The sequence below is a fragment of the Roseateles sp. genome, from assembly GCF_046300915.1.
Taxonomy (GTDB): Bacteria; Pseudomonadota; Gammaproteobacteria; order Burkholderiales; family Burkholderiaceae_C; genus Kinneretia.
In genome coordinates this window covers 17008-39414 of sequence record NZ_JBKCLH010000186.1, presented here as the reverse complement: position 1 = coordinate 39414, position 22407 = coordinate 17008, and the positions used below count along the sequence as shown (strand labels likewise).

General features: G+C 68.3%; 21 protein-coding genes. 2 read left to right on the top strand and 19 right to left on the bottom strand.

All coding sequences use genetic code 11. The annotated features are described in order from the left end of the window. Positions 1-112: 112 nt before the first annotated feature. From grxC to ACK5F2_RS14105, 6 genes are all read right to left on the bottom strand, one after another. Positions 113-373, bottom strand: a complete 261-nt coding sequence (gene grxC / locus ACK5F2_RS14130) for a glutaredoxin 3 (protein WP_409865621.1) — start codon at positions 371-373, stop codon at positions 113-115. A gap of 65 nt (positions 374-438) precedes the next feature. Continuing rightward, entirely contained in the window at positions 439-852 is a 414-nt protein-coding gene (locus ACK5F2_RS14125; protein ID WP_409865618.1) for a rhodanese-like domain-containing protein, read from the bottom strand. Between the two features lie 102 nt (positions 853-954). Beyond that, positions 955-2469 carry a methyl-accepting chemotaxis protein gene (locus ACK5F2_RS14120; RefSeq protein WP_409865616.1) on the bottom strand — a complete coding sequence of 505 codons (1515 nt, stop codon included), beginning with the start codon at positions 2467-2469 and terminating at the stop codon, positions 955-957. A 119-nt stretch (positions 2470-2588) separates the two neighbouring features. After that, positions 2589-3026, bottom strand: a complete 438-nt coding sequence (locus ACK5F2_RS14115; protein WP_409865614.1) for a substrate-binding domain-containing protein — start codon at positions 3024-3026, stop codon at positions 2589-2591. A gap of 16 nt (positions 3027-3042) precedes the next feature. Further along, the gene (locus ACK5F2_RS14110) at positions 3043-4281 is read right to left on the bottom strand and encodes a hypothetical protein (RefSeq protein ID WP_409865612.1); all 1239 of its coding nucleotides are present in this window, start codon (positions 4279-4281) and stop codon (positions 3043-3045) included. A gap of 291 nt (positions 4282-4572) precedes the next feature. After that, positions 4573-5610 (bottom strand): glycosyltransferase family 9 protein, encoded by a 1038-nt coding sequence (locus tag ACK5F2_RS14105; protein ID WP_409865610.1) that lies wholly within the window; start codon positions 5608-5610, stop codon positions 4573-4575. A 97-nt stretch (positions 5611-5707) separates the two neighbouring features. On the opposite strand from ACK5F2_RS14105, the gene ACK5F2_RS14100 reads away from it, so the two are divergent. After that, positions 5708-6367 carry a DUF4254 domain-containing protein gene (locus ACK5F2_RS14100; protein ID WP_409865608.1) on the top strand — a complete coding sequence of 220 codons (660 nt, stop codon included), beginning with the start codon at positions 5708-5710 and terminating at the stop codon, positions 6365-6367. Between the two features lie 8 nt (positions 6368-6375). Here the strand turns inward: ACK5F2_RS14100 and ACK5F2_RS14095 are convergent, their stop codons facing one another. Genes ACK5F2_RS14095 through ACK5F2_RS14060 form a run of 8 tightly spaced genes read right to left on the bottom strand, consistent with a single transcriptional unit; the run spans position 6376 to position 13430 of the window. Continuing rightward, on the bottom strand, positions 6376-7266 hold the full coding sequence (locus ACK5F2_RS14095; RefSeq protein WP_409865605.1) for a ribose-phosphate diphosphokinase: 891 nt from the start codon (positions 7264-7266) through the stop codon (positions 6376-6378). Between the two features lie 40 nt (positions 7267-7306). Beyond that, positions 7307-8887, bottom strand: a complete 1581-nt coding sequence (locus ACK5F2_RS14090) for a thymidine phosphorylase family protein (protein ID WP_409865603.1) — start codon at positions 8885-8887, stop codon at positions 7307-7309. Positions 8888-8914: 27 nt separating this feature from the next. After that, positions 8915-9658 carry a lysophospholipid acyltransferase family protein gene (locus tag ACK5F2_RS14085; protein ID WP_409865600.1) on the bottom strand — a complete coding sequence of 248 codons (744 nt, stop codon included), beginning with the start codon at positions 9656-9658 and terminating at the stop codon, positions 8915-8917. Then, complete coding sequence (locus ACK5F2_RS14080; protein WP_409865598.1) at positions 9646-10956, bottom strand: dihydroorotase; 1311 nt, start codon at positions 10954-10956, stop codon at positions 9646-9648. Before ACK5F2_RS14080 ends, ACK5F2_RS14085 begins: the two co-directional genes overlap by 13 nt. Next, the gene (locus ACK5F2_RS14075; RefSeq protein ID WP_133604496.1) at positions 10953-11915 is read right to left on the bottom strand and encodes an aspartate carbamoyltransferase catalytic subunit; all 963 of its coding nucleotides are present in this window, start codon (positions 11913-11915) and stop codon (positions 10953-10955) included. The genes ACK5F2_RS14080 and ACK5F2_RS14075 overlap by 4 nt, the downstream gene beginning before the upstream one ends. 20 nt (positions 11916-11935) lie before the next feature. Then, positions 11936-12430, bottom strand: a complete 495-nt coding sequence (gene pyrR / locus ACK5F2_RS14070; RefSeq protein WP_409865596.1) for a bifunctional pyr operon transcriptional regulator/uracil phosphoribosyltransferase PyrR — start codon at positions 12428-12430, stop codon at positions 11936-11938. Further along, positions 12427-12855: a Holliday junction resolvase RuvX gene (gene ruvX, locus ACK5F2_RS14065; protein WP_409865593.1), complete on the bottom strand. Its 429-nt coding sequence runs from the start codon at positions 12853-12855 to the stop codon at positions 12427-12429. The genes pyrR and ruvX overlap by 4 nt, the downstream gene beginning before the upstream one ends. After that, a complete protein-coding gene (locus ACK5F2_RS14060) occupies positions 12852-13430 on the bottom strand; it encodes a YqgE/AlgH family protein (RefSeq protein ID WP_246030856.1) in 579 nt (192 codons plus the stop codon). Before ACK5F2_RS14060 ends, ruvX begins: the two co-directional genes overlap by 4 nt. A 22-nt stretch (positions 13431-13452) precedes the next feature. Between ACK5F2_RS14060 and ACK5F2_RS14055 the strand changes: the two genes are divergently transcribed. Continuing rightward, the gene (locus ACK5F2_RS14055; RefSeq protein WP_409865591.1) at positions 13453-14886 is read left to right on the top strand and encodes a cryptochrome/photolyase family protein; all 1434 of its coding nucleotides are present in this window, start codon (positions 13453-13455) and stop codon (positions 14884-14886) included. Here ACK5F2_RS14055 and ACK5F2_RS14050 read toward each other — a convergent pair. The 5 genes from ACK5F2_RS14050 to ACK5F2_RS14030 form a co-directional block, all read right to left on the bottom strand. Continuing rightward, positions 14850-17957: an efflux RND transporter permease subunit gene (locus ACK5F2_RS14050; RefSeq protein WP_409865588.1), complete on the bottom strand. Its 3108-nt coding sequence runs from the start codon at positions 17955-17957 to the stop codon at positions 14850-14852. The genes ACK5F2_RS14055 and ACK5F2_RS14050 overlap by 37 nt on opposite strands. A 3-nt stretch (positions 17958-17960) precedes the next feature. Continuing rightward, positions 17961-19106, bottom strand: coding sequence for an efflux RND transporter periplasmic adaptor subunit (locus tag ACK5F2_RS14045; protein ID WP_409865585.1), 1146 nt, complete (start codon positions 19104-19106; stop codon positions 17961-17963). A gap of 33 nt (positions 19107-19139) precedes the next feature. Next, positions 19140-20498, bottom strand: a complete 1359-nt coding sequence (locus ACK5F2_RS14040; protein ID WP_409865583.1) for an efflux transporter outer membrane subunit — start codon at positions 20496-20498, stop codon at positions 19140-19142. Positions 20499-20539: 41 nt separating this feature from the next. Beyond that, positions 20540-21223 (bottom strand): TetR/AcrR family transcriptional regulator, encoded by a 684-nt coding sequence (locus tag ACK5F2_RS14035; protein WP_409865581.1) that lies wholly within the window; start codon positions 21221-21223, stop codon positions 20540-20542. 89 nt (positions 21224-21312) lie between these two features. After that, positions 21313-22368 carry a GGDEF domain-containing protein gene (locus tag ACK5F2_RS14030; RefSeq protein WP_409865578.1) on the bottom strand — a complete coding sequence of 352 codons (1056 nt, stop codon included), beginning with the start codon at positions 22366-22368 and terminating at the stop codon, positions 21313-21315. Positions 22369-22407: the final 39 nt, after the last annotated feature.

The window sequence follows — 22407 nt, the reverse complement described above, 5'->3', positions numbered from 1 at the left end:
GCCAATTGCCGCGGGCAGCAGGGCGCGATTATGGCCCAGGCGCAAGACCGCTCTGCTCAAGCACTGAAGGGCGCAAGCAAGCCCCCCAGCCCGGGGGTGCCGGGCCCGGGTCTCAGGCGCCCTGCAGCAGGGGCATCAACCCGCCACGTTGGTCCAGGGCGACAAGGTCGTCGCAACCGCCCACATGGGTGTCGCCGATGAAAATCTGCGGCACGGTGCGGCGCCCGGTCAGGGCCATCATGGACTCGCGTTCAGCGGGGTTCAGGTCCACCCGGACCTCATCGATGTTCTCGACGCCGCGTTGCTTGAGCAACGCCTTGGCCCGCACACAGTAGGGGCAGACCTGGGTGGTGTACATCTTCACGGCTTGCATCAGCCTGGCTCCTGCACAAAAACAAAAGGCGCCGGTCCCCGCAGGGCCACCGGCGCCATTGGGCCTCAAGCGGTCTTTTCGACCGGCAGATTGGCCTCACGCCATGCGGCCAGACCGCCGGCCAGCGGCTGAGCCTTTTCATAGCCCAGCTTGCGCAGCATGCCAGCCGCGCGGCCGGCGCGTGCGCCGGTGGCGCACAGCACCACAATGGGCAGGGACTTGTTGGCGGGCAGTTGCTTGGCGCCGGCTTCGATGCTGCCCAGCGGCAGATTCTTGGCCCCTGCCACATGCGCGGCCGCGTACTCGGCGGGCTCGCTGATGTCCAGCAAGACGGCCTTCTCGCGGTTGACCAGGCGCACGGCCTCGGCGGTCGACACCGCCGCGCCAGCGGCGCCGCGCACCAGGCTGGGCCACAGCAGCAAGCCGCCGGACACGAGGGCGGCCAGCACCAGATACCAGTTTTCGATCAGGAAATTCAAGATGTGGGGCCCGGTAAGGATTGATGGAAGAGGCGGGATTATAAAAACAGCGCGGCCGCCGGATGAGACCGGCGGCCGCGCAAGGGAAATGCAGGTCCGTGCTTAGCGCAGCTTGAAGGTGGAGACTGCGGCCTGCAAGGCCTGGGCCTGCTGTTCCAGGCTGCTCGCCGCGGCCGCGGCCTCCTCCACCAGAGCAGCATTTTGCTGGGTCATCTGGTCCAGCTGTCCGACCGACTGGTTGACCTGCGCGATGCCGTCCCGCTGCTCGCTGGCGGCGGCGCTGATCTCGCCAATGATGTCGGTCACCCGCTGCACGCTGGAAACGATCTCGTTCATGGTGCTGCCGGCGTCCTGCACCAGACGGCTGCCGGACTCCACCCGCTCCATGCTGGCGCCGATCAGGGTCTTGATCTCGCGCGCGGCCTCGGCACTGCGCTGGGCCAGGGAACGCACCTCGCCGGCCACCACGGCAAAACCGCGACCCTGCTCGCCCGCGCGCGCCGCCTCCACGGCCGCGTTCAGCGCCAGGATATTGGTCTGGAAGGCGATGCCGTCGATCACGCCGATGATGTCGCCGATCTTCCTGGAGCTGCTGTTGATGTCCTCCATGGTGCTCACCACCTGGGCCACCACCTCGCCGCCCTTGGCGGCCACGGCGGCGGCAGAACCCGCCAGCTGATTGGCCTGGGCCGCCGCGTCGGCGCTCTGGCGCACCGTCTCCGTCAGCGTCTGCATATGACTGGCCGTATGCTCCAGGGAGCTGGCCTGCTTTTCGGTGCGCACAGAGAGATCGTTGTTGCCCACCGCGATCTCGCGCGAAGCCACGGTGATGGAATCCGTACCGCTGCGCACATTGCTGACGATGCCGGCCAGCCCCTGGGACATGGCCCGCACGGCGGCCAGCAAACTGGCCTCGGCGCCAGGCGCTACCGTGATCTGTTGGGACAGATCACCCTCCGCCATCTGGCGCATCACGTCTCGGGCGTACTCGGGCTCACCACCCAGCTGGCGCCAGACATTGCCGATCAGCATCCAGGAACCCAGGCCCAGAGCCAGCACCACCAGCACGGCACTGATGACGATGGCCGTCAGGCTGGACGAAACGCCGCCATGGGCACGCTGCAAGCCCGCATCAAAGCCCTCGCTGGCCTGCACCCGCGCCGCCTTGAGCTCGGTCTCGAACGCCTTCAGGGCAGCTTGCATCTTGGGCACAGCCGCGGCCTGGTCGCCCTGCTTGATGCCCAGGAAGAGCTGGGCGGTGTCCACCGCCGCCGCATGGTAGGCCTCGAAGGCCGACTTGAGCTTGCCGCCCACCTCGGCCTTGCCCTCGATGCGTGCAATCGCATCCAGCAGCTTGCGCATGGATGCGGCTCGTTCGTTGGCCTCGTCCAGGCGCTTCTTCTCGCCCTCGGCCACAGCACTCTGGATGGTGGCCCCCAGGGCTTCCAGGTTGGACGCCAGCTGAGTGGTGGCATCCAGATACGGAAAATCGACCTCGCCGATGGCGCTGATCGCGGCCGAGGTGCGAGATGAAAAACTCCACACCACCGCAATCCCCACGGCAAAAATCAGGACCGCAAAGGCCGGCAGCAACCAGATCCGGGTACGGACATTCATAAGTTCAACTCCAAAACCGACGCACCCGGCCACTCGGGACCCGGCACGCCGTGAAGGCTCCCAGCACGGTCTTCTTCTTGTTCTTCTTGAGCAGGGCGGCACGAGGCCGCCCCTCAGACTCAGTCCACGGTCAGCACGGCCTTGACGCTCCCGTCCACCGCCGACTTCTCCACATAGCCGATGGCGTCGGGATTGGCCGCCACGAATTTCTTGACCTCGGCGCTATTGGCCAGCTCCTTGGGCGGCGTGGCCTTGCCGGAGAAGACCAGACGCGACCAGGCCGCCTTGACCTGGGCAGACTGCTTGCCCGTGACCTTGGTGTAGAACTGTTCCCGGATGGCAGCACTTTCGGCCTGATCCACAGCGGCGGCCGTGCCCCCGCTGGGCAGGGCGTTGCTCTTGCCCAGGAAGATGTTGGACACCTGCTCGGCCGTCATGCTGGCGGCCGGGTTCTTGGGGTTGACGATGACCGCCACCTGGGCGGCAGCGCTGGTGATGAAGCCCAGACCCAACAGGGCAGCGGCCAGGACCTGCGTGTTCAGCTTGCTCTTATTCATGTTTGGGTCCCCCGCCTCAGAACACAAAGTCCACGGCCAGGCTGTAGACGTTCACGCTGTCGCCCCCGAATCCGGGCTGTGCGCCGGTGAACAGACCATCGCCGCGCTTAGGCGTGACGCGATCGTACTGAGCCTTGAGCGCGATATTGCGCCACGCGTCCCAGCGCAGGCCGAAAGCCGTGGTGTTCTGCTCGGTGGACTGACCCGCCACCACCAGATTGACCCCGCCACGCAGGGTCGGCAGCGCGGCATCGATGGCCGGCACGCCCACGGCGGTCGGCAAGGCGCCCACATTGCTGCTGTCCACCTTGAGGCGCGACACCGTCACATAGGGCGTGAACTTGCCATGGCGCATGCCCAGGGTGCCGTACCAGCCCGTGGTGTCCGGCACATAGGAATCGGTGCGGCGCATGGTGTACTCGAAGTTGGCCAGCCATTGGCCACGATCCACGGCCAGGCCGATGCCGGTGAAGCTCGCGTCCTTGCCATCCGCCGCAAGCTGATTGCCCACGGCCGAGATGCTGGGCACCGGAATGCCGCGCAGGGTTCCGACCAGGCCATTCAGGGTGTTGTTATAGACGTGGAGCTTGCCCTGCACATGACCCAGGCGCAGGGTGATGCCGCCGTCCAGCTCGGCCGTGGCGTTGAAGCCCACCATGTTCTTGAGCTTGACCTTGGTGCCCTCGAAATGCGAACCCGCGACACCACCGAACAGCTGGGCGCTCAGCGTGGTGGAGCCCAGACTCTTTTGGTAGAGCGCATCTGCGCCATCAAAGTTGCTGATGGGGACCTGGCCGTAGACATCGAGCGGCGGGCGCAACCAAGTGTTGGCGTAGCCCACGTCACGGAAATCGGAGACGGCAAACAGCGGTGCGCCCATGCGACCGGCGCGCAGGGCCAAGCCCGGACTGAGCTGGGCCTTGACGAAGGCCCACTCCAACTCCGGCGTCCAGTTGCCCTTGCCATTCTGCTTGGTCAGCAGCTGGCCCGTGGCCGAGAACATGGGATTGAAACGGCCGGTGAGCTGCAAGCCCAGCTTGCTGTCCACCTCGCCGCTCCAGGACTTGTCGCCCCCACGCAGCTGGCCAGGGATGACGTACTGCGCCTTGTCGCTGCTGGTACCAACCAGGCCGGCAGTGGCGAAACCCGAAAAGCTCCAGGCCGACTGCTGATTGGCCTGTGCCTGCGCACCGAAACAGCTGAGAGCGGCTGCCAGCGGCATCAAGCGCTGAGCAATCTGAGGCAACGACACCATGGTATTGGTCCTTTATGGTTTGACAACTTGATGGCGACTTCGGCGGCAGAAGCAATAGCTGTGCGCCTGCCGCCCCAGGCCACCAGCGAATGATCGACCCTTGGACTGGATTCTTGAACCCAAGTTGGGGCCAACTTGCCTACTTTTTGTGCTTTTTGCCCCTGAAATGGGGCTGCTACCAGCACCACGGACTGAGGCCACCGAGAAGTGACGCGCGACCGCTACAGGCCACAATAGAACCGAAGAAATACCAATACAAGAACGAGGTGAATGCTCGGGCGCCCTCGTACATCAACGGGGCTCAGCGCCCGAAGGCATGACCTCCTGCATACAGTGGGGCCACGCGCCGCCACTGGGCGGGGCCCCTGCCAACAAGGCTTCGGTGCGGCTCAGAACCTGCTGCGCAGTCCACCAGCCGGGATGCTGACGCATGACATCGACGCGGCTCCCCCAGGGGGCCCAGTGCTCCGGTTCCGTGGGCCCCAGCACGCTAAGCAAACGCGCACCCACGGCCGCAGCAAGATGGCCGGGCCCGGTGTCATTGCTCACCACCAGGGCGGCCCGGCGCTGCAGGGCTGCATACACGCCGAGATTGAGCCCGGGCAGGCTCAGCGCCTGCGGGAAGCGTTCGGCCGCCACGAGCTCCTCACCCGGTCCGGGACAAACCAGCAGACGCAGCCCGCGCGCCGCAGCCAGCCTGGCGAACTCAGCAAAATAGGGCCAGGTCTTGCTCAAGGCATCGAAGTCACCCGCCGCAAAGGGGCAGATCAGCACATAAGGCTCATGGACGCCATGCCGCGCCAGCAGCTGCTCCGCGAGCTCCTGCTGGGCCAGGCTGGGTGTGAGCCCGATCTCGGTGGGCGGCAGAGGCCGCTCAATGCCCAGAAAGCGGCAGGCCAGATCCCAGTAGTTCAGCAGGGCATGACTCTGCGCCGGCATGGGCCAGCTGCGTGACAGCAGCAAGGAGCGCGCCTCATGCCGGTAGCCCACGGCCCGCAAGCCGGCTAGGCGCATCTCCAGGGCGGAGCCAAAGGACCAGGGCAGGACCAGCGCATTGAGCCGCGTATCAAACGAGGGGTCGCCAGCCTGCGCCTGCACCCGCAATGCCCGCAGCTGTGCGGCACGAGCCCTCGTCCCCTTGGCCAAGACATTCACCGACCAGGCCTGCCCCTCCAGCAGTGCAGGAGCCCAACCCTTGCCGACAAGCACGGGCGTGTAGCCGTGCTGCTCCAAGAGATGCAGCGCCGGCATGCCGAGCACCACATCGCCCACGAAATTGCGCAGCCGCACGATCACGGTCCTGGTGGCGGCGTGAGGAACCTGGGTCATTGATTTTTTGGGCCTCGCAGGACACCGTTTATGGATTCAAGGAAAATTCTGCCAGCCAGCGCCGAGCCAGCCGACCTCCCCCGGGAAAAAACAATTCATGACCAGCATCGCCCCCCTGCCCGCTTCCAAGGAACTTGCCCAGCTCCACGATCAGGCCTTGCAAGACCACGATGGGCTGCAGGAACCGCCTGTCGATCAGGTGGACGAACTCCGGCTCTGGATCGCGCGCAACCACTTCTACAACAGCAAGCTGTGGGCCGAAGAGGACCTGGCGCGCCGCACCCAGGTCACCGACAGCGAGATCGCCGCCAACAAGCGCGCCATCGACCGCTACAACCAGGCGCGCAATGACGCCACGGAGCGCGTGGACGAGCTGATGCTGCTGCGCCTGGGCCTGGTCGACGCTCAGTCCGCACGCAGCGACACGCCGCGCTCCCTGGCGCCCACCGGTGCCCGACTCAATAGCGAGACTGCCGGCACCATCATGGACAGGCTGTCCATCCTGGCACTCAAAATTCACGCCATGCGCCGGCAGGTGGAGCGCCGCGATGTGGATGAATCGCATCGCAGCAGCAGCCGTGCCAAGCTGGGACAGCTGCTGCAACAGCGCGAGGATCTGGGCAGCTGCCTGGATGCCTTGCTGGCCGATGCCGCCGCGGGCCGGGCCTTCTTCAAGGTCTATCGCCAGTTCAAGATGTACAACGATCCGCGCTTCAATCCGGCCCTGGTGGCCGAGGCCGCAGCGGCGGGCGGCTGACGCCGGCGTCAGTGCTGCAGCAGCCGGCGCAGGGCCTGGGCCAGCAGCGGCACCACGCTGAGCGCATTGCTCTCGTGCGGCACGCTGGTGCTGCTCCAGATGTGGCGCACGCCCGCCGCGCGCAGCGCCGGCAGGGCATCGCCGTTGAACAGCGCATGGGTCACGGCGACATCGACCGAGGCCGCGCCGCGCCGCAGCAGCTCGGCGGCCGAGCCGATCAGGGTGCGGCCGGTGGAGGCCATATCGTCCAGCAGCACCACGGCACGCCCAGCCACCGGCAGCTCGGGCAGGGCCAGGCTCACATCATGATCGCCGTGCCGCAGCTTGCGCCCCACGGCGTACTCCAGCCCGCCCGCGCGGGCCGCTTCGCGGACCCACTGGGAGGACTCCTCGTCCGGCCCGATCAGCAGACCGTACGGCACGCGCTGCGCGATCCAGGCCCCGAGCAAGGGGGCGGCCGACAAGGCAAGCCCTGCCCCCGGCGGCATCACCTCGTCCAGGCTGGCAATGCGGTGCAGATGCGGATCGATGGTCAGCACATGATCGAACTGTTGGGCGAGCAGTCGGGCGATATGGCGCTGGCTGACCGCCTCGCCGGGCGTGAACTCCATGTCCTGGCGCATATAGGCCAGGTAGGGCGCCAGCAACAAGAGCTGACGCGCGCCCAGCTCCCGCGCCGTGGGCGCCGCGATCAGCAACTCCACCAGCTTCTCGTTCGGTTGCTGCAGTCCGCGCAGCAGCAGCACATGCGGCGGCAGGGGCTTGGGCAGCACAAGACGCAACTCGCCGTCGGGAAAACGGTGCCGACCCACAAAAGCCAGCGACACCGCCAGGGCTTCACTCAACTCGCGCGCCAAGGGCGCCTCATCCTCGAACGCCAGCAGCAGAGTCTGCTCCATGGACTTCTCCTTTTTCGCAGCAGGCAGCGGTGTCACAGCCTCAGAACAGGAAGGGGCTGCCGCTGGCAAATTCGCGCGGCAGTTCCTGAGCGCTGCCCAGGGCATAGCCCGAATCCTTTTGCGCATGCGCCAGGGCAAAGCGCAGATCGGCCTCGTACTGGGCATGGATGCGGTAGAGCGGCTCGCCCTGGGTCACCCGATCACCCAGCTTCTTGAGCAGGTCCAGGCCCGCTGAGGGCACCTGGGGCGCACCGGCCAGACGGGCGATGCGGGCAATGCGCAGATTGTCGGTCGCAATCACCACCCCATCGCTCGCGGCGCAGACCTCGGCCTGCAGCTGCCCCGGCTGCAAGACCTGCTCGCGGCGCCCCTGGGCGTCGATGATGGCATTCATCTGCGCCAGGGCTCGCCCGGAGTCCAGGATGTCGCGCGCGATCTGGAAGCCCTCGCCACCCCGCACATCGGGGTCGAACTCGATCATGCGGCCGGCCAGGCGCAAGGCCTTCTGGCGCAGATCCTGGGGCGCGGATGGATCGCCCTGCAGCACCTGCATCACATCGCGCGCTTCCAGCACCGGCCCTATGCCCCGGCCTATGGGCTGGCGGCCGTCGGACAGCACCACATCGAGCTGCAGACGCAGATGCTTGGCCACGTACTCGAACAGCTTCTTCAGACGCTGAGCCTCGGCGATGGAGCGCACCTTGGCGCTGGGGCCCACCGGAATGTCCAGCACCAGATGGGTGGAACCGGCGGCGATCTTCTTGGACAGGATGGACGCCACCATCTGGCCCGGCGAATCGATGGAGAGCGGGCGCTCCACCGAGATCAGGATGTCGTCGGCGGGCGAGAGGTCGGCCGTGCCGCCCCAGGCCAGGCAGGCATGGGTCTCGCGCACGATTTCGACCATGCGCTCAAAGGGCAGCTCCACGCGCGCCAGCACCTCCATGGTGTCGGCCGTGCCCGAGGGCGAGGTGATGGCGCGTGAGCTGGTCTTGGGGCAGGTCATGCCGTGGGCCGCCACGATGGGCACCACCAGCATGGAGGTGCGGTTGCCCGGAATGCCGCCGATGCAATGCTTGTCCACCACCACCCCATGACCCACCTGACGCTGCCAGTCCAGGCGGCGCCCCACGGCAATCATGGCCTCGGTGAGGTGCACGATCTCCTCGCGGTCCAGCTCGTACTGGTTGGTGGCCACCACAAAGGCCGCCAGCTCCACCTTGGAGTAGCGGGCCTGGGCCACGTCGCGGATGATGGCGTGGATCTCTTCCTTGCTCAGGCGCTCGCCCGCGATCTTGCGGTGCAGGGCCGCGATGGACTGTGGCGGCTCGGCATGGCTGACGCTGGCGCTGTGGCCATCGTTGACCCCCAGGCGGGCAAAGGCGTCTTCACTGACCCCCAGCTCGCAGCCCTTGACGATGTGCTCGTCGCTCACCACATTGAGCACGGCCAGGATGGTCTGCCCATTGGCATGAACCTCGACCTTGGACAGGGCCTGAAAGCCCGCGGCACGCACCACGGGACAGTCGCGGTGCATATAGACCACGTTCTCGCGCCAGGTGTCGATGCCGACACGGCGGATCTTCAGGGTCTGGCTGGCGGGGCTGCTGCAATCGCTCATCGCCCCAATGTAGCCCAGGCCCTGGTACTAGCGCATGCCCGCGATCAAGGCCGCGCCAATCTGTTCGCGCAGATGCTCGGCCAGCGCGCGCCGATCCGCATGGGCCGTGGCCTGGGCCGTCAAGACCTCCACCCGCACGGCCAGGTCGCGGGCGCTGGCAATGCGCCACAGGCTCTGGGCCAGGCTGGTGTCACCGATGAAGCGCGCCGCCGTGCTGAAGGACTCATGCGGCTCGTGCCAGCGCAGCACCACGGGCTGTATGGGTTGCTCGGTGGCAATGGCCGCCTGCAGCAGATTGGCATGGAAGGGCAGCAGCTCGGGACCGGCCCCGGTCGTGCCCTCGGGAAAGACGGCCACGGTGTCCCCGGCCTTGAGGGCGTCGGCCGTCTGGTGCACCACGCGCAGCGCATCGCGCTTGCTGGCACGCTCGATGAAGAGGGTGCCCACGCCGACGACCAGGCGCCCCACCAGCGGCCAGTGCTGCACATCGCCCTTGGAGATGAATCGCGCCTCCGGGAGCACCGCATGCATGGCCGCGATATCCAGCCAGGACACATGGTTGGCCACCAACAGCTTGGCGCCGGGACGCCCCTGACCCACGGCCTCCAGACGCACGCCCAGCAGCTGCAGCAGGCGGCGCGACCAGGCACCCACATGGGCGTGACGCTGGGCGGGCCTCAAGCTGCCGAAGCGCAGGCTGATGATCAGCAGGCCCCGCAGCACATGCGCAAAGACGCGGGCGAGGCGCCAGACAGCGATCAGGCTGCGCATTCGTGGGCGATGTGGCCGGCCACCAGGGTGTAACGCACGCGGCCGGGCAGCTCGAAGCCGCTCACGTCCGCCGCAAACGGCGTGTACTTGCCCTGGCTCAGCAGGGCCTCGGGGCGCACGGCCCAGCGGGTCTGGGCGTCGAAGACGCAGACGTCCGCCACCCCGCCTTCCACCAGACGGCCGGCGCTGGCCGCCAGCGAGCCCAGGGCCGGACCCAGCACGCGCACCGGCTCGGCCGTGACCGTGGCCAGGGCGCGCGCCAGAGGCTGCTTGTCGTCCTCGGCCCATTTGAGCGCCAGACTCAGCAGCAGCTCCAGGCCGGTGGCGCCGGGCGTGGCCTCGGCAAAGGGCAGCATCTTCTCGTCCTCGTCCACCGGCATATGGTCGGAGACCAGGGCGTCCAGGGTGCCATCGGCCAGGGCGGCGCGCAGGGCGTCGCGGTCGCGGCCCTGGCGCAGCGGCGGGTTCAGGCGCATCGCGGAGTTGAAGAAGCCGATGTCCATATCGGTCAGGTGCAGGGAGTTGATGGACACATCGGCCGTGACCGGCAGTCCCTCCTGCTTGGCCGCGCGCAGCAGGGCCACGCCGGCCGCGCTGGAGAGGCGGCACAGATGCACGCGCGCGCCGGTGGCCCGCACCAGCTCGAAGATGGTGTGCAGGGCGATGGTCTCGGCCGTCACCGGCACGCCGGCCAGGCCCAGGCGGGTGGCCACGGCGCCGCTGGCGGCCACGCCGCCGGACAGCCAGGGATCCAGCGGGCGCAGCCAGACCGCGTAGTCATAGGTGGCGGCGTACTGGAAGGCGCGGGTCAGGAACTGGGTGTTCTTGATGGGGCGCTCGGCCTGGCCGAAGCCCACGCAGCCGGCCTCGGTCAGCTCGGCCATCTCGGTCAGCGCCTCGCCGGCCAGGCCACGCGTGAGTGCACCGAGCGGGAAGAGCCGGCACAGGCTGAGCTTGCGGGCGCGGAACTTCAGCATCTCGACCAGGCCCGGCTCGTCCAGCGCCGGGTCGGTGTCGGGCGGGCAGACCAGGCTGGTCACGCCACCAGCCGCGGCCGCGGCCAGCTCGCTCTCCAGCATGCCGCGCTGCTCCAGACCCGGCTCGCGCAGGCGCGCCGCCAGGTCCACCAGGCCGGGGGCCACCACCAGGCCGCTGGCGTCGATGACACGGTTGGCCTCGAAGTCCGCCGGCACATGGCCCAGGGCCACGATGCGGCCGGCCGCGATGGCCAGATCGCCCTGCTTGTCCAGGTTGGATGCCGGGTCGATCAGCCGGCCGTTCTTGATCAGGATCTTCATGCTTCGTTCCCAGCGAGGATGCTCATGACGGCCATGCGCACGGCGATGCCGAAGGTCACCTGCGGCAGGATCACGCTCTGCTTGCCATCGGCCACGGCGGAGTCGATCTCCACGCCGCGGTTGATCGGGCCCGGGTGCATCACGATGGCGTCGGGTTTGGCCAGGGCCAGCTTCTCGGGCGTGAGGCCGAAGTTCTTGAAGAACTCACCGGCGCTGGGCAGCATGGCGCCGCTCATGCGCTCGTTCTGCAGGCGCAGCATGATGATGACGTCGGCATCCCGGATGCCCTCGGCCATGTCGTGGCAGACGCGCACGCCCATGTCCTTGAGGTCGCCCGGCACCAGGGTCTTGGGGCCCACGGCGCGGATCTCGGGCACGCCCAGGATGTTGAGCGCGTGGATGTCGGAGCGGGCCACGCGCGAGTGCACGATATCGCCCACGATGGCCACGGTCAGATTGCGGAAGTCCTTCTTGTAGTGCCTGATCGTGTACATATCGAGCAGGCCCTGGGTCGGGTGGGCATGGCGGCCGTCGCCCGCATTCACCACATGCACATGGGGCGCGCAATGCTGGGCGATCAGATAGGGCGCACCGCTCTCGCTGTGGCGCACCACGAACATGTCCGCGTGCATGGCGCTCAGATTGGCCACCGTGTCCAGCAGGGTTTCGCCCTTGGCGGTGCTGGAGCGCGCGATGTCGAGATTGATCACATCGGCCGAGAGGCGCTTGGCCGCGATCTCGAAGGTGGTGCGGGTGCGGGTGCTGTTCTCGAAGAACAGATTGAAGACCGACTTGCCGCGCAGCAGGGGCACCTTCTTGACCTCGCGGTCATTGACCGAGAGAAAGGTGCCGGCCGTGTCCAGGATCTGGTGGATCACCGCCTGCGGCAGGCCTTCGATGGAGAGCAGATGGATCAGCTCGCCGTGCTTGTTCAGTTGGGGGTTTCGTTTGCTCAGCATGGTGTGTTCTCTCCCCGGCCTCACTTCACGTCGAAGCTGAAACGGCCCTCGGCGTCGCGGGCCAGGCGCAGCTTCTGCTCCACGGCCAGCGTGACGCGCGCGGCCGAGAAGGCCGGCTCGATGGGCAGCTGACGTCCGCCTCGGTCCACCAGCACAGCCAGGGTCACGCTGGCGGGGCGGCCGAAGTCGAAGAGCTCGTTGATCACCGCGCGCGTGGTGCGGCCGGTGTAGAGCACATCGTCGATCAGCAGGATGGGACGGCCCTCCACCTCGAAGGGCAGCTTGGTGTGGTCGGCCGCGGCGCTCATGCCCTTGGAGCCGAAGTCATCGCGGTGCAAGGCGCTGGAGATCACGCCGGGCAAGCCCGCCAGGCCCAGGTCCTTCTGCAGGCGCTCGGCCAGCCAGGCGCCGCCCGACCAGATGCCCACCAGGGCCGTGTTGGGCTGCAGCAGCCGCTGCACACCGCGCAGAAGGTCGGTGTAGAGCGCCTCGGCATCGAGGAGAAGTGTGCTCATGGGTGTTCCCGGAAGAATTGTTCAAGAATCAGCGCGGCCGAGGCCGCGTCGATATCGCGCGCGCCCTGGCTCTCGGCCTCGACGCTGGTGTAGCGCTCGTCCACCTCGTAGACGGGCAGGCGGAAGCGGCTTCTGAGCTGGCGGCCGAACTTGCGCGCCCGCAGCGTGACCTCGTGCTCCGCGCCATCGGGGTGGAAGGGCACGCCGATCACCAGGGCATCGGGCTGCCACTCCTGGACCAGGCGGGCAATGGCCTCGAAGCGCGCCTCGCCCTCCTGCTGGATGCTGCGCAGGGGCTGGCCCGTGCCGCTGAAGCGCGTGCCCGTGGCCACGCCCACCCGGCGGGTGCCGAAATCAAAAGCCAGAAGGGACTGCGCGGTGGCCGGTGTGGCGGCAGAGAGGGGCTTGGGGGCAGCCGGCATCATGCGTGACCCGCGTCCATGCTGAGCATGCGCGGGTCGATGCCCAGCAGGGACAGGGCCTTGTCGTAGCGCTGCTCGACGGGGGTGTCAAAGATGATGGCTGGCTGAGCGTCCACGGTGAGCCAGCCGTTGCGGCCTATCTCCTCCTCCAGCTGGCCGGCGGCCCAGCCGCTGTAGCCCAGGGTCACCAGCAGCCTCTTGGGGCCGGCGCCGTGGGCCAGGGCCTCCAGCACATCGCGGCTGGTGGTCATCTCCAGGCCGCCCGGCACGGCCAGGGTGGCGTTGTAGTGGCCGCCCTCCTCGTCCAGGGGCTCGTGCAGCACAAAGCCGCGCTCGGTCTGCACCGGGCCGCCATAGAACACCGGCCGTGCGGCCAGTTCCTCGTCGGGCAGGTTCAGGTCCACCTTCTCGAAGAGATTGCCCAAGGTCAGGGAGATGGGCTTGTTGATCACCAGGCCCAGGGCCCCCTTGTCGTTGTGCTCGCACAGGTAGATGACGGTTCCGGCAAAAGCATCGTCCGCCATGCCCGGCATGGCGATCAGGAACTGGTTGGTGAGGGCCATCTGGTGCTTGGACATCCGGGCATTTTATTCTCTGCCCATGAGCAGCAAGACTTTGGACCAAGCCCTGGTCTGGTTCCGGCGCGATCTGCGCCTGGACGACCAGGCCGCCCTCTACCACGCCCTGCGCCAGGCACGCCGGGTTTTCTGCGTTTTTGTGCTGGACAGGGCCATCCTGGACGCCCTGCCCCGGGCAGATCGCCGGGTGCAGTTCATCCTGCAGGCCCTGCAGGCCCTGGACGCGCAGCTGCGCGCGCAAGGCGGCGCCCTGATCGTGCGGCATGCTGCGGCCGCCGAGGAGATCCCGCGCCTGGCTGCCGAGCTGGGCGTGCAGGCCGTGTTTGCCAACCATGATGACGAGCCCCAGGCCCTGGCCCGCGACGCCGCGGTGGCCCAGGCCCTGGCCGCCCAGGGCCGCGCCTGGCACAGCTTCAAGGACCATGTGATCTTCGAGCGCAGCGAGCTGCTCACCGGCGCCGGCAAGCCCTATGCCGTGTTCACGCCCTACAAGAACGCCTGGCTCAAGAAGGTGGACGAGTTCTATCTGCGCGCCTATCCGGTGGCGCGCTACGCCGAGGCCCTTGCCCCCCACGCCCTGGCGCAAGGCGTGCCCAGCCTCGCGGACATCGGCTTCCAGGACGCCGGCCTGGCCGAGCATCTGGCGGCCGACAAGGCCGAGACCTTGCTCGAGGACTTTCTCCAGCGCATAGACCGCTATGACCAGGCCCGCGACTTCCCAGCCGTCAAGGGCCCCAGCTATCTGAGCGTGCATCTGCGCTTTGGCACGCTCTCGATCCGCCGTCTGGCGCGCGAGGCCTGGCAGCGCATGACCGCGGGCGAGCGCGGCGCCGAGGTCTGGCTCTCGGAGCTGATCTGGCGCGACTTCTACCACCAGGTCATGCACCACTGGCCCCATGCCATGGGCAGCGCCTTCCGCCCCGAGTACGACAAGATCGTCTGGGAGCGCGGCCCCGAGGCCGAGCGCCTGTTCGCCGCCTGGTGCCGCGGCGAAACCGGCTACCCCCTGGTGGATGCCGCCATGCACCAGCTCAACAGCACGGGCTATATGCACAACCGCCTGCGCATGGTGACGGCCAGCTTCCTGATCAAGGACCTGGGCGTGGACTGGCGCTGGGGCGAGCGCTACTTCGCCGAGAAGCTGCTGGATTTCGACCTCGCCGCCAACAACGGCGGCTGGCAATGGGCCGCCTCCAGCGGCTGCGATGCCCAGCCCTATTTCCGCATCTTCAACCCCGTGAGCCAGAGCGAGAAGTTCGACCCCGAGGGCCGCTTCATCCGCCGCTACCTGCCCCAGCTGGCCGAGCTGCCCAAGAAGCTGGTTCATGCCCCCTGGCTGGCCGGGCCGCTGGAGACGCCGGCCGACTACGCCCCGCCCCTGGTGCGCCACGACGAGGCGCGCCCGCGCACGCTGGCGCGCTACGGGGTGGTCAAGTCACGCGCCGTCTCCGACTGAGGCTCGGGCCCGCGTCGGCGCGGGCGCAGGCGCTGCACCAGATCGTCCACATAGGTGAAGACGATGGGCACCACCAGCAGGCTCAGGAAGGTGGAGGTGATCAGACCGCCGATCACGACGATGGCCATGGGCGCGCGGAAGCTCGGGTCCACACCAATGCCCATGGCAATAGGCAGCATGCCCGCGCCCATGGCGATGGTGGTCATCACGATGGGTCGTGCACGCTTGTGGCAGGCGTCCAGCACGGCCGCCATGCGGTCCAGCCCATGGTCGCGGCGCGCGATGATCACATAGTCCACCAGCAGGATGGAGTTCTTGGTGGCGATGCCCATCAGCATGATCAGACCGATCATGGAGGGCATGGACAGGGCCGTGTGCGTGATGAAGAGCGCGAAGAAGGCGCCGGGCACCGAGAGCACCAGCGCCACCAGAATGGTGAGGGGCTGGACGAAGTCCTTGAACAGCAGCACCAGCACGATGTAGATGCACAGCACCCCGGTCAGCATGGCCAAGCCGAAGCTGGCAAAGAGTTCCTCCATGGCCTCAGCATCACCCACCGAGGTCTGGATCACCCCCGGCGGCAGGTTCTGCAGGCTGGGCAGGGCCAGTGCCTGCTTGGCCACCTCGCCCAGAGGCTGCTGGTTGAGTTCGATCTCGAAGTTGATATTGCGCTGGCGGTCATAGCGGTCGATCTGGGCCGGACCGCTGGCGATCTCCAGCGTGGCCACATTCGACAAGGGCACCGGCCCGCGGCTGCCCGGCACGGGGAGTCGCGACAGGTAGTCCAGATCGCCGCGCACGCTGGTCGGCAGCTTGACCACGATGGGCACCTGACGTTCGGCCAAGTTGAGCTTGGGCAGCTCCTGCTCGTAGTCGCCGGCCGTGGCCACGCGCAAGGTCTCGGCAATGGCCGCTGCACTGACGCCCTGCTCGGCAGCGCGCGCGAAGTCCGGACGCACGATCAGCTCGGGCCTTGTCAGGCTGGCCGTGGAGGTCACGGCCCCGATGCCCGGAATGCCGCGCAGCTCGCGCTCCACGAGCTGCGCATGCTCGGCCAGCACGCGGCCGTCCTCGCCCGCCAGCACCAGCACATACTTCTCTGAAGAGCCACCGAAACCCACCTTGATGCGCACACCCGGAATGCGCTCCAGCGACTCGCGCAGCTGCGACTCGATGTCCTGCTTGCTCAGGCCCGGACGCTCGCCGCGCGGGCTCAGGTTCAGGGTCAGCGTGGCCTTGCGAACCTCGGGTGAGCCGCCCACCGCAAAAGGATCGGAACCGGCCGCCCCGCCGCCGATGGCGTTGTAGATCAGGCGCACATGGGGGTGATCCTTGACGATGGCGCCTGCGGCCTCGGCCGCCTCGGCCGTCTGCTTGAAGGTGCTGCCCGGCGGCAGGGTGATGTTGACCTGGGTCTGGCTCAGATCATCCGGCGGGATGAAGCCGGTGGGCAGCAAGCCCACCAGGCCCAGGGAGCCCAGGGTGAAGAGCGCGGTGGCCAGCAGGGTCTTGACCCGATGCTGCAGGCACCAGCGCGCCCAGCCCGTGTAGCGCTGCAGCCAGCGCGGCTCATGCTCGGGGCCGCGGGGGGGCTTGAGCAGATAGGCCGCCATCATGGGCGTGAGCATGCGCGCCACCACCAGGGAGAAGAAGACCGCGATGGCCGCCGTCCAGCCGAACTGCACGAAGAACTTGCCCGCCACGCCGCTCATGAAGGCCGTGGGCAGGAACACGGCAATCAGGGTGAAGGTGGTGGCGATCACGGCCAGGCCGATCTCATCCGCCGCCTCCATGGCCGCTTGGTAAGGCGTCTTGCCCATGCGCAGATGGCGCATGATGTTCTCGATCTCGACGATGGCGTCATCCACCAGGATGCCCACCACCAGGGACAGGGAGAGCAGGGTCACGATATTGATCGAGAAGCCCAGCAGCTCCATGACAAAGAAGGTCGGAATCGCCGAGAGCGGCAAGGCCGTGGCCGCCACCAGGGTGGCACGCCAGTCGCGCAGAAAAAACCACACCACCAGCACCGCAAGAAAGGCGCCCTCGTAGAGCAGGTACATGGAGCCCTCGTAGTTCTCCTGCACCGGGTCCACGAAGTTGAAGGCCTCAACGATCTCCACCTCGGGGTGGTCGCGCCGGAGCTCTTCGAGCGCCAGCTTCACACCCTGGGCCACCTCGATCTCGCCGGCGCCGCGGCTGCGCGTGATCTCGAAACCCACGACCGGCTTGCCATTGAGCAGGGCCGCGCTGCGCTGCTCGGCCACGGTATCGCTCACCGTGGCCAGCTGGTCCAGGCGCAGGCGCCGGCCATCTGCCAGGGCGATGTCCATGGCGGCCAGCTCCTGGGCACTCTGCACCGTGGCCAGGGTGCGCACCGACTGCTCGGCGCCGCCAATATCGACCCGACCGCCCGAGGCCTCCTGCTGGAACTGGCGCAGCTGGCGCGAGACCTCGGCCGCCGTGGTGTTGAGCGCCAGCAGCTTGATCGGGTCCAGCTCCACGCGCACCTCGCGCGTGACGCCGCCCACGCGGCTGACCGCGCCCACGCCCCGCACCGCCAGCATGCGCTTGGTCACCTGCTTGTCCACGAACCAGGACAGGGCCTCGTCATCCATGCCCTCCTTGCGCAGCGAAGCCACGGTGTAGGTCAGGATGGGCGTGCCGCTGAGTTCCAGCTTGTTGACGATGGGGTCGCGCAGCTCGCCCGGCAGGTCGGAGCGCACCCGCGCCACGGCGGCGCGCACATCGTCCAGCGCCTCCTGGGTGGGCTTCTCCAGGCGGAACTCCGCGGTCACCGTGACCGTACCGTCCTGGATGGTGGTGTAGATGTGCTTGAGCCCCTGCAGGGTGGCGATCTGGTTCTCCAGCTTGCGTGCCACCTGCGATTCCAGCTGCGCCGGCGAGGCGCCGGGCAGGGCCGCCGACACCGTCACGGTGGGCAGGTCGATGTCCGGGAAGTTCTGGATCTTCATCCAGCGAAAGCCCAGCAGACCCGCCAGGGTCAGCATGATGAAGAGCAGGATGGCCGGCGTCGGATTGCGGATCGACCAGGACGAGACGTTCAGCATGGCTTACTTCCCCGCGGCCGTGGTCGTGGTCGTGGTGGGCAGCACCTTGACCAGGTCGCCATCGGAGAGGAAGCCCACGCCGCTGGCGACCACGCGCTCCCCGGCCTTGAGGCCCGCGAGCAGCTCGATGCGGTCCCCCACGCGCCGGCCCGTAGCCACCTTGGTCTGCTGCACCTTGCCCTGCGCGCCGACCTTGAACACATAGCTGAAGCCGTCGCGCAGCAGCACCGCCGTCTGCGGCAGGCTCAGCACCCGGCCGCCGCCCAGCTGGATCTCGCCACGCACAAAGCTGCCGGCCCGCAGCCCGGCCTCCATGGCGCTGGCGGGCAGATCCACATAGACCAGGCCGTTGCGCGTGGCGCTGTCCACGGTGGGCGCCAGCATGCGCACGCTGCCGCGCAGCGGCGCCGTGCCGGCCCCCGGCAGGCTGATCTGCACCGCCTGACCGGGCTTGAGGCGCGGCAGCTCGGCGGCCGGCACCTCGGCCCGCCATTCCAGGCGCTTGCCGCGGATCAGGCGGAACAGCTCCTGGCCCTGCACCACGGCGCCCAGGGTGGCGGCGCGGGCCGAGATCAGGCCGTCGTCCGGCGCCAGGATGCGGGTCTGGGCCAGGCGCAGCTCATCGCTGCGCACGCGGGCCTGGGCCGCTTCCGCACGGGCCTTGGCGGTCTGCTCGGCGGTGAGGTATTGCTGCAGCTGCTGGGCGCTGAGCGCGCCGCTGCCGCTGGCCTGCAGGGCGCGGGCGCGCTCGGCGTCCAGGCGAGCCCCCTCCAGCGCGGCCTGGGCCTCGGCGGCGGCGGCGCGGCTTTGCGCCAGCTCGGCCTGCACCGTGTCGCTGGAGAGCTGGGCCAGCAGCTGGCCGCGGCGCACCGCATCGCCCACATTCACCAGCACTTGCGAGAGGCGCAGGCCCGAGATTTCGGCGCCCACCACCGCCTCCTGCCAGGCCGCCACCGTGCCGCTGGCGCTCAGGCTCTGGGGCCAGTCCTGGCTGTCCACCGCCACCAGCTGCACGCTCAGCGCCGGCCGGGCCTTGGCCGCCGCCGCAGCGCCGTCCTTGCCCGAATCGGCCGCCAGGGCCCATCCGCCCACCAGGGCCGCGGCCAGGGCCGTGACCATCCACTTGCTGTGCTTGTTCATCTGCATCATTGCTGCTTCCTTGTTCTCCGGGCGCGAGGGGGCTCAGGGCTGCTGCCAGCCGCCACCACCGCTGGCCTTGTAGAGCGCGATCCAGGCGCTCTGGCGCTCTCGCTGCACCTGCAGCAGCGTGGCCTGGGCATTCAGGGCCAGGCGGCGCGCCTCCTCCAGCTCGGCCGCGCTGGCCAGGCCGCGCTGCCAGCGTGCCTGCGTGGCCTGCAGCGAAGCCTCGTAGCCGCGCGCGCTGTCCTGGGCATGGCCCTCGCGGGCCTCGGCCGCGTCCAGGCGCACCAGCACCTCCTCCACCTCGCGCACCGCGCCCAGCAAGCGTTCCTTGTGCAGGGCCAGGGCCTCCTCGTAGCGGGCCTGGGCGGCGTCCAGATTGGCGCGGCGCGTGCCGCCATCAAAGAGCGGCAGGCTCAGCGTGGGGCCGAGAGACCAGCCCTCGCCGCTATCGCGCAGGCCGCCGACCCGCAGGGCGCCGCGCGAGAAGGCGCCCGTGAGGCGCAGCTGCGGGTAGCGCTCGGCGTCGGCGGCGCCACGCTCGGCCCAGGCCGCCAGCACCTCGCGCTCGCTGGCGGCCAGATCGGGGCGCTGGGCCAGCAGGTCTGCGGGCAGGGCCGGCACGGCAAAGCGCGCGCTCTGCGGCAGGCGGGCCCGGCCCTCGGTCAGGCGAGCGCGCAGGGCCGGCTCGTCCAGCACGGTGAGCGCCACCAGGGCCTTGATCTGCAGATCGCAGTCGGCGCGCTGGGCCAGCACGCGGCCGGCAGCCTCGGCGGACGAGGCTTGCAGCAGGGCAGCAGCGGCGGGTGACTCCAGGCCCACGCGGGCCTTGTCCTGGGCATAGCCGGCAATCAGCCTCATCGACTCGGCGTCGCGCTGCACGATGTCCAGCAGGCGCTCGCAGCTGCGCAGGCCCAGGTAGTTCTGCGCCACCTCCGCCGCCAGGCTGATCTTGGCCTGGTGCCAGGCCAGCGTGGAAGCCGCAGCGCGCTCGCTGGCGGCCTGGCTCTGCAGGCGCTGGCGCGAGAAGAGATCCAGCTCCCAGCTCGCGTCCAGGCCCACACTGCCCAGGCTGCGCGTGCCCTCGCTGCTGGGCACGGCGGCCCGGCTGCGGTTCAGCGAGCCACCGAGCCCCAGCTGGGGCAGGGCTGCGCCCTGGGCCGCACCGGCCGCGGCACGCGCCTGGGCAATGCGCGCCACAGCCTGCTGCAGGCCCGGATTGGCGGCCTCGGCCTGGCGGACCAGGGCCGCCAGCAGGGGGTCGTCAAAGCGCGCCCACCACTGGCCCAGCTGCTCGCTGCTGCCCCCATGCGGCAGGCTGGCCTGCCAGGCGGCGGGCTGGGGCAGCTCGGGCCGCGGTGCCGGCCCCAGGGCACAGCCCGTCAGCAACAGAGTCAGCAAGAGGCCCGGCAAAGACCTGCGGGCGGGGGTAGTGGGCACTTTCACGACTTGGCGGACTTTCTGGTCTTGGAGGCCGGGGCCTCGGCGCGCTGGCGCAGCGCGATCTCGCATTCGATCAGGGCCTGGCCATAGGCCACCAGGCGGGCGAGCACCCGCTCGTAGGCTCCGGGTCCGCGGGCCACACCCGGGCTCAAGGACTCCATGAAGTCACTGGACATCCAGTAGTCATGGGCCATGGCGGTCAGCGCATGGGCCAGATGCTGCAGGCCCATATCGGCCTGGGCCAGGCCGCAGCGCTGGCGCAGCATCTCCACCAGGCCCTCGTGCAGGGGGGCGATATGGCGGCTGCAGAGCTCGTCGTAGACGGCGCTGGGCTCCATCATCTCGCGGCCCATCAAACGCATCAGATGGGCCAGGTCGGAGTCGGCCATGCGCAGCGGCAGCAGCAGGGCGCCGAAAAAATCACGCAACCACTCGGGCAGAGGGCGCCCAGCCTCGGGCACCGGCATATGGGCCAGCACCTCCAGCATGGGCTGGATCAGGGCCTCGCGGTACAGGCCCTGCTTGTCACCGAAGTAGTAGTGGATGGAGGCGATATTGACGCCGGCCGCCTGGCAGATCTCGCGGGTGCTGGCCTTGTCAAAGCCCTTGCTGGCAAAGATGCGGGTGGCCTCGCGCAGCATGCGTTCGCGGGCGCCGGGCTTGGGGGTCTCGGATGCGGACATCCGCCCATGCTAGCGAATTCAATCAAGCGATTGATTAAGACCTCATGAAGACCAAGGGAAATCCCGCAGCCTCCCCCTGCCCGTCGGTCTCAGAACAGCTCGACGGCGCTGACCTGGCGGCTCTCGCGCATCTGCCCCTGCTCCACCAGGATGGCATGGCTGCGCACCTGGTTTCGGCCATGCGCCTTGGCATGGTAGACGGCGCGATCGGCGCGCTCGAAGGCACCGGCCGGCGCATCATCGGCACGCACCTCGGTAAAGCCAATGCTCACGGTGATGCGTCCGACCTGGGGGAATCCGTACTGCTCGCAGTTCAGACGCAGGCGCTCGAAGGCCTGAGCCGCATCATCATCGTCCTCGCAGCGCATCAGGACCACGAACTCCTCGCCGCCGAAGCGGTAGAGCAGGTCATGAAAGCGGAAGCTGTTGCGCATGAGGCGCGAGAGCAGCAGCAGAACCTCGTCACCGATGAGATGGCCGTGCCTGTCATTCACCGACTTGAAGTGGTCGATATCGATCACACCCAGCCAGTAACGCGGCTGGCGGCCCGCGGTGGGCCCGGCCAGGCGGCGCCCGTCCTCGGCCAGGCTGCAGGCCTGCCGCTGCGGCGCGTTGAGCTCGCTGAGGGCCTTGAGAAAGCTCTCGTCAAAGGTCTTGCGGTTGAGCAGGCCGGTCAGGGTGTCGCGCTCGCTGTAGTCCAACAGGCCCTGGAAGTTGTGATAGATGCGCAGAATGCTGCCGACCATGCGCTGGGCCGAGTTTCGCAGCGGTGCATCCGTGCCCAACTCCAGCACACCCACCACTTCGCGGTCGGTGGCCAGAGGAAAGAGGGTCAGCCACTGCTCGCCCTGGCGGTTCTGCAGCACATGGCGCTCGCGCATGCACTCCAGCCGGGCCGGCTGTGTGTGCAGGGCGGGCAGATGCTCGGCCTCGGTCCAGAACGCATCGGCGCTGGCCACGGCTTGCTCACCCTCCAGCCGGGCCCGCGTGAGCCAGCGCTCCTGACCGGACTCTCCGACGATGCGGTAGATCGCCACGGAGCGCGGCTCCAGCAGGTCGCGCAAGGCGGAGACCAAGGTCACATCCATGACGTCGCGGTCCCGGAATCCGGTCAGCTCCGCGAGATGCTCGACGACTTCAGACATAGCACCCTAAAACGCAAGCAAGGGCAGGCCCGCTGACGC